The following is a 13,434-nucleotide window of genomic DNA, read 5'->3' as shown; positions in this document are numbered from 1 at the left end:
AAGAATGCATAAGAGCGGCGTTGTGGTTTGCTGATTTTGTTGGCTTATCTCATGCGCAGGGCCCGCCAGGCAAGCAGCAGCCAGTCGGCTTTGCCCAGTTTCGGCCGTTGGCGGAACATGTCGTAATCCGCCGCTTCCAGCAGCTCCAGGATGCGCAGGCCGCCTTGCACCACCAGCCGCAATTCCCAGCCGATCCGGCCCGGCAGCCGCAGCGCCAGCGCCTGGGCGCCGGTCATCATGTTGCGTGCACGCTGCACCTCGAACTGCATCAGCCGACGCCAGGCGTGGTCCACCGTGCCGCTGGCAAGCTGCGCCTGCGATACGCCGAAACGCTGCAAGTCTTCCAGCGGCAGATAAATCCTGGCCTTGTCCCAGTCGATCGCTACGTCTTGCCAGAAGTTAATCAATTGCAATGCCGAACAGATGGCGTCCGAATCGCGCAGGTTCTGTTCGTTCGCCGCCCCATACAGGTGCAGCATCAGGGCGCCGACCGGATTGGCCGAGCGCCGGCAGTAGTCGAGCAGCTCGGGAAACTGGCTGTAGCGGGTGGTGACCACATCTTGCTTGAAGGCCGACAGCAGGTCGCGGAACGGCGCCAGCGGCAGCCGGTATTCCGCGATCACCTGTTCCAGCGCTTGAAACAAGCTGCTTTCCGCGGCCTGCTTATGTTCTATCCTGTCCAAAGCGGTCTCGTACGCATGCAATGCGCGCAGGCGCTGCTCGGGAGCGGCGTCGCCTTCATCGGCGATGTCGTCGGCGCTGCGGGCAAAGGCGTAGATCACCCTGACTGCGGGACGCAGCCGGGCCGGCAGCAGCAGGGAGGCGACCGGGAAATTTTCGTAATGGTTGGTGGGCATTAGGGAGGGCAGAATATTTTTATCAAAAAAGCATTATTTGTCTCTAATTGTCCGGCATAAAAAAAGCTTTGGTCAAACTTAATCCGGCGCAATTATAATAACTGACCTGAAAGTTATTAATTTGTGAGAAGCTTCGGCAATCGATTGTTTTATGGCGTGCCGAACGGTGCTGCGTAAACCGGCAACGACAGCTAACGACCGCCCAGAATAGTAAAGGAAAAAACGTGTTGACCCAGATAAATCCGCGTCCGTCCGCAGCTACCTTGGTGCGCATGCGCGCTCCCGGTTTGTTGCTTATTTGCACATTACTGTTGGCTGCCTGTTCCAAGCCCGCTGAAAAGGTCGAAGATATCCGCCCGGTGCGGGTGGTGGTGCTGAATCCGGCCAATGCCGACGTCACCTCTGAATTTCCGGGCGCGGTGCAGGCCCGCTATGAATCGCAGCTGGGTTTCCGGGTGGCCGGCAAGATCATTGCGCGCCAGGTCGATGTCGGCACGGTCGTCAAGCGCGGCCAGGTGCTGATGCGGCTCGATCCCAAGGACCTGCAGCTGGCGCAGGCACAAGCGGTGGCCGCCGTCAGCTCGGCCGCCAGCAACCGTGATACCGCCAAGGCCGACCTGAAGCGCTACCAGGACCTGCGCGACAAGAACTTTGTCAGCCAAGCCGTGCTGGATGCGAAAGATACCGCGTACAAGGCCGCGCAAGCGACTTATGACCAGGCCGAAGCCGCATTCAAGGGGCAGTTGAACCAGACCGCTTACGCGACCCTGGAATCGGATGTGGACGGGGTGGTCACCGCCATCAGCGCCGAAGCCGGCCAGGTGGTTGCGGCCGGCACGCCGGTGGTCAGCGTGGCTCGCCAGGGCGCCAAGGAAGTGGTGGTCGGGGCGCCGGAAAACCAAGTCGACAAATTGCGCGGCAGCAGCGATGTGCAGGTACGTTTGTGGGCTGATCCAAAACAAGTGATCCGCGGCACGGTGCGCGAGGTTTCGCCGATTGCCGATCCGGTGACGCGCACTTACGCCATCAAGATCTCGATCCCGGACGATACGCCTAACGTCAAGCTGGGCATGACCGCCTACGCCAGTTTCACCAGCAAGACCAGCGACAATGCGATCAAGGTGCCGCTCACCGCGCTGTTGCGGGTGCAGGACCATAGCGCGGTATGGGTGGTCGACGGCAGCACGGTGCACCAGGTGCGCCAGGTGCCGGTGCAGATCAACGGCCAGCACGGCAATGAAGTATGGATACAAGGCGACCTGCGCGCCGGCCAGCAGGTGGTGACCGCCGGCGTCAACCAGCTCAAGCCGGGACAGAAAGTCACGATCCTGAATGCGCCGGAAGGCAGCCTGCCGCCCGGCAAAGCGGTGGCGAGCCCGCCGCTGGCGTCCAATAATGCCGAACCTTCCGCAGCGGCGGCAACGGGCGGAGCAGCCCGATGAGCGATGACAAAAAAAACGGTTTTAATCTGTCGCGCTGGGCCCTGGAGCACATACCCCTGACGCGTTACCTGATGGTGGTGCTGGTGATCGGCGGCATCCTCAGCTATGGCCGCCTGGGGCAGGATGAAGATCCGCCGTTCACCTTCCGCGCCATGGTGGTGTCGGCGCAGTGGCCGGGCGCTACCGCCTTGCAGATGGCCGACCAGGTCACCGACAAGCTGGAAAAGAAGTTGCAGGAAACGCCGCACATCGACACCATCCGCAGCTATTCCAAGCCGGGCGAAACGCTGATCATCCTGACCTTGCAGGAATCGGCCCCGCCCAAGGAAACGGCGGATGCCTGGTACCAGGTGCGCAAGAAAATCAACGACATCAAGCAGACCTTGCCGCCAGGCGTGGTGGGGCCGTTCTTCAACGATGAGTTCGGCGAAACCTACGGCTCGATTTTTGCGGTTTCCGGCGACGGCTTCAATTATGCCGACGTCAAGGACTATGCCGATTTCGTGCGGCAGCAATTGCTGACCTTGCCCTCGGTCGCCAAGGTGGATTTGTTCGGCGTCCAGGATGAAAAGATATTCATCGAATTTTCGCAGAAAAAATTCTCGCAGCTGGGCATTACGGTGCAAGACATCGTCAACCAGCTGAGCGCGCAAAACGCCTTGCAGTCGACCGGGGTGCTGGCCACCGCCACCGACAACCTGCAGATCCGCGTCAGCGGTGCGCTGGCGTCGCCCAAGGACCTGGAAAACCTGCAGCTGCGGGCCAACAGCACTACCTTCAGGCTGGGAGATTTTGCCGTCGTCAAACGCGAATACCAGGATCCGCCGCAGACCAAGATGCGCTTCAACGGCAAGGAAGTGATCGGACTCGGCGTGTCGATGGCGAAGGGCGGCGACATCATCTCCCTGGGCAAGGACATGGAGAAGATGACTGCCCAGATCAAGGCCAAGCTGCCGGTCGGGATCGACCTCGAGCGGGTCTCGAACCAGCCGAAAATCGTCGCCGAATCGGTCAATGAATTCCTGAAGACCCTGATGGAAGCGGTGCTGATCGTGCTGGCGGTGAGTTTCCTGTCGCTGGGTTTCCATACCAAGCCGTTCCGCATCGACGTCCGGCCCGGCCTGGTGGTGGCCTTGACCATTCCGCTGGTGCTGGCGGTAACCTTCCTGTTCATGAGCATTTTCAGCATCGACCTGCACAAGATATCGCTGGGCGCGCTGATCATCGCCCTCGGCCTGCTGGTGGACGACGCCATCATCGCGGTGGAGATGATGGTGCGCAAGATGGAAGAAGGCTTGTCGCGGCTGGAGGCGGCGACCTTTGCCTATACCTCCACCGCGATGCCGATGCTGACCGGAACCCTGATCACCGCCGCCGGCTTCCTGCCGATCGGCCTGGCCAAGTCGGCCGCCGGCGAATATACCTTTTCCATGTTTTCGGTGAATGCGCTGGCGCTGCTGATTTCGTGGCTGGTGGCGGTGCTGTTTACGCCCTATATCGGCTTCCTGCTGCTGAAAGTGAAGCCGGCGGCCGGCGCCGACGGCCACCATGAATTGTTCAATACGCCGTTCTATACACGCGTCCGGCGCGCGGTCAACTGGTGCGTCGAGTGGCGCAAGACCACCATCGCCTTGACCTTGATGGTGTTTGCGCTGGGCGTGTTCGGCTTCAAGTTTATCGAAGAGCAGTTTTTCCCCGATTCCAGCCGGCCGGAGCTGATGATCGAGCTGTGGCTGCCGGAAGGTTCGTCGTTTGCCGCCACCGAAGCCCAGGCCAAGAAATTCGAGGCGTATATCCATGCCGCGCCCGAACTGGAAAGCATGACCACTTATGTCGGCAGCGGCAGCCCGCGTTTTTACCTGCCGCTGGACCAGATCCTGCCGCAGACCAATGTGGCGCAGCTGGTGCTGCTGACCAAGGACCTGGCGGCGCGCGACGCCTTGCGCCTGCGCATTACCGAAGCGTTCAAGCACGGTTTCCCGGAAGTCCGGGGGCGCGTCAAGCTGCTGCCTAGCGGCCCGCCGGTGCCGTATGCGGTGCAGTTCCGCGTCAGCGGCACCGACGCCGCCAAGGTCAGGACAATTGCCGACCAGGTCAAGAGCGTCATGAACGGCAATCCGAATATCACCGGCCTCAACGACAACTGGAACGAGTCGGTCAAGGTGCTGCGGATCGACCTCGACCAGGATAAGCTGCGCACGCTGGGCATCGGTTCGCAAACCGTGATGCAGACGGTGAACACCATGCTGACCGGCACCACCATCGGCCAGTACCGCGAACACGACCGCCTGATCGATATCGTGGTGCGCCAGCCGCTGGACGAGCGCGCCACCATCGACGCCCTGAACCAGGCCAACGTGCCGACCGCCAGCGGCAAGTCGGTGCCGCTGGCGCAGGTCGCCACCGTCAAGCTGGTGTGGGAGCCGGGCGTGGTGTGGCGCGAATGGCGCAATTGGGCGATCACGGTGCAGGCGGATGTGATCGACGGCGTGCAAGGGCCGACGGTGACCGCCCAGATCGATCCGCAGCTCGACAAGATCAGGGCCCAGCTGCCGCCCGGCTATATCATCGACGTCGCCGGCGCCGCCCATGACAGCGGCAAGGCGCAGGATTCGATCGCCGCCAATGTGCCGCTGGTGATTTTCATTATCTTCACTTTGCTGATGCTGCAGTTGCACAGCTTTTCGCGCTCCTTGCTGGTGTTCCTGACCGGGCCGCTCGGCGTGGCGGGTGCGGCGGCGGCGTTGCTGTTGCTGCAGCGGCCGTTCGGCTTCGTCGCCCAGCTGGGCGTGATTGCGCTGTTTGGCATGATCATCCGCAATTCGGTGATCCTGATCGACCAGATCGAGCACGATATCGCCAACGGCGTGGCGCCGTGGAATGCGATTGTGGAATCCGCGGTGCGGCGCTGCCGGCCGATCATGCTGACCGCGGCGGCAGCGGTGCTGGCGATGATCCCCTTGTCGCGTTCGGTGTTCTGGGGGCCGATGGCGGTGGCGATCATGGGCGGCCTGATTGTGGCGACCGGCTTGACCCTGCTGTTTTTGCCGGCGTTGTATGCGGCCTGGTTCCGGGTCAAGAAGCCGCAGCCGGAGACCGCTGCGGACAACCACGGTTAAGCGCGTAGAAATATGGCGAGAAAACGAGGCAGCCTCTCGCCATATCGGATGGCTTGCAGTAGAATAGCGGGCTGTCCAATCCTGCAATGCGGGATTGCACTGTATTTGTTGGAAATGCGACCGTGGCGAAATTGGTAGACGCAACAGGTTTAGGTCCTGTCGAGAGCAATCTTGTGGAGGTTCGAGTCCTCTCGGTCGCACCAGCTGTGTCGATGATATCGATGTATTGGCGGCTGGCTAAGCATGGAAGAACCCTCTTGAAGAGGGTTTTTTTACGTCTGCGCGCATGGTCGTGAAATGCCGAGCGGCGGATCGTTTGTTCGGCATACAATCGCAATTTCTTTCCTGGAATAAATATGCATACAAAATCCCTGGGAGTGGCCGCTTTACTTGGTTTGCTTGGTTTAGCGGCAATCGCCGCAGGCCCTGCGCAAGCGGCATCGGAGCAGGTGGGCGAGGTGAGCACCGCATTCCGCTGGGTCGGGCGCAATGACCGCGTCGTGGTCGAGGCGTACGACGATCCCAAGGTGCAGGGCGTGACCTGCTACGTGTCGCGCGCACGCACCGGCGGCGTCAAGGGCACCGTCGGGCTGGCGGAGGACAGGGCGGAAGCCTCGATCGCCTGCCGCCAGGTTGCCGCGGTGCAGTTCAGCGCCAAGCTGCCGTTGCAGGAAGATGTGTTTACCGAGCGCATGTCGGTGCTGTTCAAGCGCCTGCATATCGTGCGGCTGGTCGACCCGAAGCGGAATACACTGGTCTACCTGACCTATTCGGATAAATTGGTCGACGGCAGCCCGCAAAACAGCGTTACGGCGGTGCCGGTGCCGGTCGGCAACCCGATTCCGCTCAAATAAGCAAGCTTATTGCCCGGGCGGAGCGACGCGTTTTGGCGCAACCGCCTGTTTTACGTATAGAATATCGGACTTTAGCGCGGCAGGGTTGGGGTGGAAATGACAACTTTTCATCGTTTTACCCCGCATTACCTTAGCCGCACCACGGAATTTTTAATTTTTGGACGATCCACATGGCAACTGCAGTCGAAACTCTGGATAAACTTGAACGCCGCCTTACCCTCACTATCGCTGTGAGCGAAGTGCAAACCGAAGTCGAAAAGCGCTTGAAGGTTCGCGCCCGCACTGCAAAAGCGCCTGGCTTCCGCCCAGGTAAAGTGCCGATGAAGATGGTCGCTGCACAATACGGCTACCAGGTCGAAACCGAAGTGCTGAACGACAAAGTCGGCAATGCCTTCAACACCGCTGCCAATGAAAACAACCTGCGCGTTGCCGGTTATCCGAAGATCGAGCCAAAGAACAGCGAAGGCGTGGCTGAAGGTACGCTGGCGTTCGACGCGACTTTCGAAATCTACCCTGAAGTCAAGATCGGCGACCTGACCGCCGTTGAAGTCGAAAAGACCAAGGCCGAAGTCAGCGATGCTGAAATCGACAAGACCATCGATATCCTGCGCAAGCAGCGCGTGCACTACCACGTCAAGGGCGAGCAAGGCGCGCACGGCGATGGCGGCAGCGACCTGACAGCCAAGAACGGCGACCGCGTGACTGTCGATTTCGTCGGCAAGATCGACGGCGTTGAATTCCAGGGCGGCAAAGCCGACGACTACGCTTACGTACTGGGCGAAGGCCGCATGCTGCCTGAGTTCGAAAACGCGACCGTCGGCCTGAAAGTAGGCGAAGCCAAGACGTTTGAACTGGCTTTCCCTGCCGATTACCACGGCAAGGATGTCGCCGGCAAGACCGCGGAATTCACCATCACGCTGAAGAAGCTGGAATGGGCGCACCTGCCGGAAGTCGACGCAGAATTTGCTAAATCGCTGGGCATCGACGACGGCGACCTGGTCAAGATGCGCGCTGACATCAAGCTCAACCTGGAGCGTGAAGTCGGTTCCCGCGTCAAGGCCAAGAACAAAGACAGCGTCATGGATGCACTGATCAAGGTCAGCGACCTGGAAGTGCCGAAAGCGCTGGTCGAGCAGGATGTCGAGCGCCTGGTTGAAATGACCCGCCAGGATATGGCGCAGCGCGGCATGAAGGTCAACGACATGCCGTTCCCGCCGGAGCTGTTCACAGCCCAGGCTGAGCGTCGCGTACGCCTGGGCCTGATCCTGGCCGAAGTGGTCAAGGAAAACAAGCTGCAGGCAACCCCGGAGCAAGTCAAAGCCCAAGTGGAAGATTTTGCGCAAAGCTACGAAGACCCGCAGCAAGTCCTGAAATATTATTTCAGCGATCGCCGCCGCCTGGCAGAGGTCGAAGCCCTTGTTTTGGAAGAAAACGTCGTTAACTATGTGCTGGGCAAATCGAAAGTGACTGAAAAATCGGTTGCATTCGATGAATTAATGAGCAACAACGGGCAACAAGCTTAATCAGGTGCAGTACCACGGTCCAGGCGGCAAGCCTGGGCCGGTTCGGTGGTTTGATTAAGTTTTGAGCGCTCTCCATAAGGAAAAATATGACAGGCTTTAATCGTAATTCGGCACTGGATACTGACATGCTTGGCATGGTGCCTATCGTGATTGAGCAGAGTGGCCGCGGTGAGCGTTCCTATGACATCTATTCGCGCCTGCTGCGCGAACGCATCATTTTCCTGGTAGGCCCGGTCAACGACCAGACCGCCAACCTGGTGGTGGCGCAGTTGCTGTTCCTGGAAAGCGAAAATCCTGACAAGGATATTTCTTTATATATCAATTCTCCTGGCGGTTCGGTGTCTGCCGGCATGGCGATTTTCGACACCATGCAGTTCGTCAAGCCGGAAGTCTCCACCTTGTGTACCGGCATGGCGGCATCCATGGGTGCTTTCCTGCTGGCTGCGGGCGCCAAGGGCAAGCGTTTCTCGCTGCCTAACTCGCGCATCATGATTCACCAGCCTTTGGGCGGCGCCCAGGGTCAGGCTTCGGATATCGAAATCCAGGCGCGTGAAATCCTCTACCTGCGGGAACGCCTGAACGGCATCCTGGCTGACAAGACCGGCAGAAGCATTGAGCAGATCAGCAAGGATACGGACCGGGATAATTTCATGTCCGCGGATGCGGCTGTGGAATATGGCCTGATCGATAAAGTCCTGGCGACACGCGCTTGATTGCTGCGTAACGAATGAAACGCCCGGCCCCAAAGGTACGGGCGTTTTGCTTTTCAAAAATCGCCCAGGCGTGACGAATCCGGATTTCGCGGGTAAGATAAAATCCATACCGCGAATCGATGCTGTGGTCCACCCTCTATAGTTTTACTTAAACTCTGCCTTTATGTCTGATAAAAAATCTTCCAGCGGCGAAAAACTGCTTTATTGTTCCTTCTGCGGCAAAAGCCAGCATGAAGTGAAAAAACTCATCGCCGGGCCATCGGTATTCATTTGTGATGAATGCATCGATCTCTGTAATGACATCATTACCGATGAAGCATCGAACGTCGAAACGCTGGATGGTCAAAAATCGGAACTGCCGATCCCGCAGGAAATCAGCGAGCTGCTCGACCAGTATGTGATCGGCCAGGAGCCTGCCAAGCGGATCCTGTCGGTGGCGGTGTACAACCATTACAAGCGTCTCAAGCATCTTGGCAAGAAAGACGACATCGAACTGGCGAAGAGCAATATCCTGCTGGTCGGTCCGACCGGCTCCGGCAAGACCCTGCTGGCGCAAACGCTGGCGCGCATGCTGAACGTGCCGTTCGTGATCGCCGATGCGACCACGCTGACCGAAGCCGGTTATGTCGGCGAGGACGTCGAAAACATCATCCAGAAACTGCTGCAGAACTGCAATTACGAAGTCGAGAAGGCGCAGCGGGGCATCGTCTACATCGATGAAATCGACAAGATTTCGCGCAAGTCGGATAACCCGTCGATTACCCGCGATGTCTCGGGCGAGGGCGTGCAGCAAGCCTTGCTGAAACTGATCGAAGGCACCATGGCCTCGGTGCCGCCGCAAGGCGGGCGCAAGCACCCGAACCAGGACTTCGTGCAGATCGACACCACCAACATCCTGTTCATTTGCGGCGGCGCCTTCGACGGCCTGGCCAAGATCATTTCCGAGCGTTCGGAAAAGAGCGGTATTGGCTTTTCGGCAAATGTGAAGAGCCAGAGCCAGCGTACCTCCAGCGAAGTGCTGCTGGACGCCGAGCCTGAGGACTTGACGCGCTTCGGCCTGATTCCAGAGCTGGTCGGCCGTTTGCCGGTGATCGCGACGCTGGCCGAGCTGAACGAAGAAGCGCTGATCGAGATCCTGATTGCGCCCAAGAACGCGCTGGTCAAGCAATACTCCAAGCTGCTGCAGATGGAAGGCGCCGAGCTGGAAATCCGCCCTGCGGCGCTGCAAGCCATCGCCAAGCGCGCCCTGGCGCGTAAAACCGGTGCGCGCGGCTTGCGCTCCATCCTCGAGCACGTGCTGCTCGACGTTATGTACGATTTGCCAAGCCAGCAGAACGTCGCCAAGGTCGTGGTTGATGAAAATACCGTCAACAGCGGCGCTAAACCGTTGCTGATTTACCATGAGCAGCCGAAGGTGTCCGGCGCGAAATAAGGCGGTCAGGTTTGCCTGCCGGAGCAGGTCTTGCCAAAGGCCGGTTCCTGGCGGCGGCGCAAAACCGGGAAATTTGTAAAGCCATGTAAAAAGCAGGGGTTTAAGCCGGTTTTTAAGCCAAAAGTAGTACAATTTGCCAAAACATACGATTTGGCTTCAATCGCAAAGCCACCCGAAGTTACCTTCGCGTGTGGCTTTTTTATTGGCCATCGCAAACTAGTTGCAAATAGAAGTGGTGATTTATTGTTGAAACCGGGGCTTGAGTTTCGGCCACTCGTGCCAACATCATTAATAAGATTTTTTGATAGGGCTCACCATGACGACTTCTACATTTACTGAACAAACTCAGTTGCCTCTCTTGCCTTTACGGGATGTCGTGGTATTCCCGCATATGGTGATTCCACTGTTCGTCGGTCGCCCAAAATCGATCAAGGCGCTTGAAGCCGCGATGGAGCAGGGCAAGAGCATCATGCTCGCGGCCCAGAAAGCCGCAGCCAAGGACGAGCCGTCGCCGGACGATATTTATGAAATCGGCTGCGTCGCCAATATCTTGCAAATGCTGAAACTGCCCGACGGCACCGTCAAGGTGCTGGTGGAAGGGGCGCAGCGTGCGCGCATCCATCACATCAGCGAACTCGACACGCATTTTGTCGCCGACCTGACGCCGGTCGAATCCGAACTGGGCGATGAGGCTGAAGTGGAAGCGATGCGCCGCGCCATCGTTCAGCAATTCGACCAGTACGTCAAACTGAACAAGAAAATTCCGCCGGAGATCCTGACCTCGCTGTCCGGCATCGATGACGCTGGCCGCCTGGCCGACACCATCGCCGCCCACTTGCCGCTGAAGCTCGAGCAAAAGCAGGTCATCCTGGAAATCTTCAATATCGCCAAGCGTTACGAGCACCTGCTCGGCCAGCTCGAAGGCGAACTGGATATCCTGCAAGTCGAGAAGCGCATCCGCGGCCGCGTCAAGCGCCAGATGGAAAAATCCCAGCGCGAATACTATCTGAACGAGCAGGTCAAGGCGATCCAGAAGGAATTGGGCGAAGGCGAAGAAGGCGCTGACCTGGAAGAGCTGGAAAAGAAGATCCTGTCTGCCAAGATGCCTAAGGAAGCGCTGGAAAAGGCGCAGAGCGAGCTGAAGAAACTGAAACTGATGTCACCGATGTCAGCCGAAGCGACCGTGGTGCGCAACTACATCGATACGCTGGTCGGTTTGCCATGGAAGAAAAAATCCAAGGTCAACAACGAACTGGGCAATGCCGAAAAAGTCCTGGAAGGCGATCACTACGGCCTCGACAAGGTCAAAGAACGCATCCTGGAATATCTTGCCGTGCAACAGCGCGTCGACAAGCTGAAAGCGCCGATCCTGTGTTTCGTCGGTCCTCCTGGCGTGGGTAAAACCTCGCTGGGGCAGTCGATCGCCCGCGCCACCAACCGCAAATTCGTGCGGATGGCTTTAGGCGGCGTGCGTGACGAGGCCGAGATCCGCGGTCATCGCCGTACCTACATTGGCTCCATGCCAGGCAAGATCTTGCAAAGCCTGGCCAAGGTCGGGGTGCGCAATCCGCTGTTCCTGCTGGACGAGATCGACAAGCTCGGCATGGATTTCCGCGGCGATCCGTCGTCGGCGCTGCTGGAGGTGCTGGATCCTGAGCAGAACCATACCTTCTCGGACCATTACATCGAAGTCGATTTCGACTTGTCGGATGTGATGTTCGTGGCGACTTCGAACTCCTTCAACATCCCGCCGGCGCTGCTGGACCGGATGGAAGTGATTCGCCTGTCAGGCTACACCGAAGATGAAAAGACCAACATCGCGCTGCGTTACCTGCTGCCCAAGCAAATCAAGAACAATGGTTTGAAGGTCGAGGAAATCAGCCTGGCTGAAAGCGCGATCCGCGACATCATCCGTTACTACACGCGTGAAGCCGGGGTGCGTTCGCTGGAACGGGAAATCTCCAAGATCTGCCGCAAGGTGGTGAAGCTGCTGCTGTTGAAGAAGCAAGAGAAGAAGGTTGCGGTCACTTCCAAGAACATCGATAAATTCCTCGGTGTGCGGCGCTTCGATTTCGGCGTTGCCGAAAAAGAGAACCAGATCGGCCAAGTGGTCGGCCTGGCGTGGACTGAAGTGGGCGGCGAGCTGCTGACCATCGAAGCCGTCAAGATGCCGGGTAAAGGTGCAATCATCCGTACCGGCACCCTGGGCGACGTGATGAAGGAATCGATCGAAGCTGCACGCACGGTGATGCGCAGCCGCGCCGCGAAACTGGGCATCAGGGGCGAGGCGTTCGAAAAGAGCGATATCCATATCCACGTGCCGGAAGGCGCGACGCCAAAAGACGGACCGTCGGCCGGCGTCGGGATGACTACCGCCCTGGTCTCGATCTTTACCGGGATCCCGGTGCGGGCCGATGTCGCCATGACGGGTGAAATCACCTTGCGCGGCGAAGTCCTGCCTATCGGCGGCTTGAAGGAAAAACTGCTGGCAGCGCATCGCGGCGGCATCAAGACGGTGCTGATTCCAGAGCAGAACGTGAAAGACCTGGCCGAGATTCCGGACAACGTCAAGAACAAGCTGGAAATCGTACCGGTGCGCTGGATCGACAAGGTGCTCGAGATCGCCCTGGAGCGGCAGCCTGTGCCTTTGACCGACGAGGAAGCAGTGCTGGATGCTGCCGTCGCCAAGAGCAGCGAGAAGTCGGATCCCAGCGTGGTCAAGCACTGAGCCGGCGCCGGATCCGGATAAGCTATCGGATTCGCCAGCCTGATTCCTGTTTTAAAAAAGCGCTCGCGAGTGAACTGAACCCCAAAAGTTGGACAACAACTTTTGGGGTTTTTTCATATGTGCAAATGTATTTAATGTTGAATATATCAAGTTTGTAAAATCAGGTTAAACCTCCCCGTATCGCCGGGAAAGCGCTTGACACAAGGCTTTGCGGCTTGTTTAATACCAGCTGCAGATTTTTTTCTGCAGTCCATCTGCGATGATTTTTCGCACAAAATGCGGAACAAGCATCATCTCGAATTTCAATTCCTGTGAGGGGGCTTCAGTGAACAAAACCGAATTAATCGATCACATCGCCAAGTCAGCAGACATTTCCAAGGCCGCGTCGACCCGCGCTTTGGATGCCGTGATCGCCGCAGTTAAAACCACGTTGAAAAAGAACGGCTCAGTGACCTTGGTCGGCTTTGGCACGTTCTCGGTAGGCAAGCGCGCAGCACGCACCGGCCGTAATCCGCGTACCGGAGAGGCAATTAAGATCAAGGCAGCGAAAGTTCCTAAATTTAAGCCTGGCAAAGCGTTGAAAGATGCTGTAAACTAGCGTCTTTTGGCGTGGTGACAAACGCCAAAAGAGATTTACAAGCAGTTGTTTAGGAGTGGTAGTTCAGCTGGTTAGAATACCGGCCTGTCACGCCGGGGGTCGCGGGTTCGAGTCCCGTCCACTCCGCCAAAATACAAAAAAGGCGAACGAGAGTTCGCCTTTTTTCTT

Annotated in this window: 9 protein-coding genes and 2 tRNA genes; 10 read left to right on the top strand and 1 reads right to left on the bottom strand. The window is 58.2% G+C overall.

Annotated elements, in window-relative coordinates; all coding sequences use genetic code 11:
- Nucleotides 1-44: 44 nt before the first annotated feature.
- A complete protein-coding gene (gene hpnC / locus V8G57_RS05180; protein WP_342828466.1) occupies nt 45-857 on the bottom strand; it encodes a squalene synthase HpnC in 813 nt (270 codons plus the stop codon).
- Between the two features lie 224 nt (nt 858-1,081).
- On the opposite strand from hpnC, the gene V8G57_RS05175 reads away from it, so the two are divergent.
- The 10 genes from V8G57_RS05175 (at nt 1,082) to V8G57_RS05130 (ending at nt 13,395) form a co-directional block, all read left to right on the top strand.
- Nucleotides 1,082-2,299 carry an efflux RND transporter periplasmic adaptor subunit gene (locus V8G57_RS05175; protein WP_092393962.1) on the top strand — a complete coding sequence of 406 codons (1,218 nt, stop codon included), beginning with the start codon at nt 1,082-1,084 and terminating at the stop codon, nt 2,297-2,299.
- Nucleotides 2,296-5,418 carry an efflux RND transporter permease subunit gene (locus V8G57_RS05170; protein ID WP_342828464.1) on the top strand — a complete coding sequence of 1,041 codons (3,123 nt, stop codon included), beginning with the start codon at nt 2,296-2,298 and terminating at the stop codon, nt 5,416-5,418. The genes V8G57_RS05175 and V8G57_RS05170 overlap by 4 nt, the downstream gene beginning before the upstream one ends.
- Nucleotides 5,419-5,534: 116 nt before the next feature.
- A tRNA-Leu gene (locus tag V8G57_RS05165) sits at nt 5,535-5,621 on the top strand.
- A 153-nt stretch (nt 5,622-5,774) separates the two neighbouring features.
- Nucleotides 5,775-6,272, top strand: a complete 498-nt coding sequence (locus V8G57_RS05160; RefSeq protein WP_342828463.1) for a CreA family protein — start codon at nt 5,775-5,777, stop codon at nt 6,270-6,272.
- A gap of 170 nt (nt 6,273-6,442) precedes the next feature.
- Complete coding sequence (tig, locus tag V8G57_RS05155; protein WP_342828462.1) at nt 6,443-7,795, top strand: trigger factor; 1,353 nt, start codon at nt 6,443-6,445, stop codon at nt 7,793-7,795.
- Between the two features lie 86 nt (nt 7,796-7,881).
- Nucleotides 7,882-8,508 carry an ATP-dependent Clp endopeptidase proteolytic subunit ClpP gene (gene clpP, locus V8G57_RS05150; RefSeq protein ID WP_092393953.1) on the top strand — a complete coding sequence of 209 codons (627 nt, stop codon included), beginning with the start codon at nt 7,882-7,884 and terminating at the stop codon, nt 8,506-8,508.
- Between the two features lie 163 nt (nt 8,509-8,671).
- Entirely contained in the window at nt 8,672-9,940 is a 1,269-nt protein-coding gene (gene clpX, locus V8G57_RS05145) for an ATP-dependent Clp protease ATP-binding subunit ClpX (RefSeq protein ID WP_014006420.1), read from the top strand.
- A gap of 316 nt (nt 9,941-10,256) precedes the next feature.
- A complete protein-coding gene (lon, locus tag V8G57_RS05140) occupies nt 10,257-12,668 on the top strand; it encodes an endopeptidase La (protein WP_092393950.1) in 2,412 nt (803 codons plus the stop codon).
- 325 nt (nt 12,669-12,993) lie between these two features.
- On the top strand, nt 12,994-13,266 hold the full coding sequence (locus tag V8G57_RS05135; protein ID WP_014006418.1) for an HU family DNA-binding protein: 273 nt from the start codon (nt 12,994-12,996) through the stop codon (nt 13,264-13,266).
- A gap of 52 nt (nt 13,267-13,318) precedes the next feature.
- Nucleotides 13,319-13,395: transfer RNA gene (locus V8G57_RS05130), tRNA-Asp, on the top strand.
- Nucleotides 13,396-13,434: the final 39 nt, after the last annotated feature.

This window comes from Collimonas rhizosphaerae (assembly GCF_038896935.1).
In the GTDB taxonomy this organism is placed as follows: domain Bacteria; phylum Pseudomonadota; class Gammaproteobacteria; order Burkholderiales; family Burkholderiaceae_D; genus Collimonas; species Collimonas rhizosphaerae.
This window is presented reverse-complemented; position numbering and strand designations above follow the sequence as displayed.

Coding starts and splice junctions, on each gene's coding strand:
- hpnC (WP_342828466.1), bottom strand. CDS start 857: ATGCCCACCAACCATTACGAAAATTTCCCGGTCGCCTCCCTGCTGCTG.
- V8G57_RS05170 (WP_342828464.1), top strand. CDS start 2,296: ATGAGCGATGACAAAAAAAACGGTTTTAATCTGTCGCGCTGGGCCCTG.
- V8G57_RS05160 (WP_342828463.1), top strand. CDS start 5,775: ATGCATACAAAATCCCTGGGAGTGGCCGCTTTACTTGGTTTGCTTGGT.
- tig (WP_342828462.1), top strand. CDS start 6,443: ATGGCAACTGCAGTCGAAACTCTGGATAAACTTGAACGCCGCCTTACC.
- clpP (WP_092393953.1), top strand. CDS start 7,882: ATGACAGGCTTTAATCGTAATTCGGCACTGGATACTGACATGCTTGGC.
- clpX (WP_014006420.1), top strand. CDS start 8,672: ATGTCTGATAAAAAATCTTCCAGCGGCGAAAAACTGCTTTATTGTTCC.
- lon (WP_092393950.1), top strand. CDS start 10,257: ATGACGACTTCTACATTTACTGAACAAACTCAGTTGCCTCTCTTGCCT.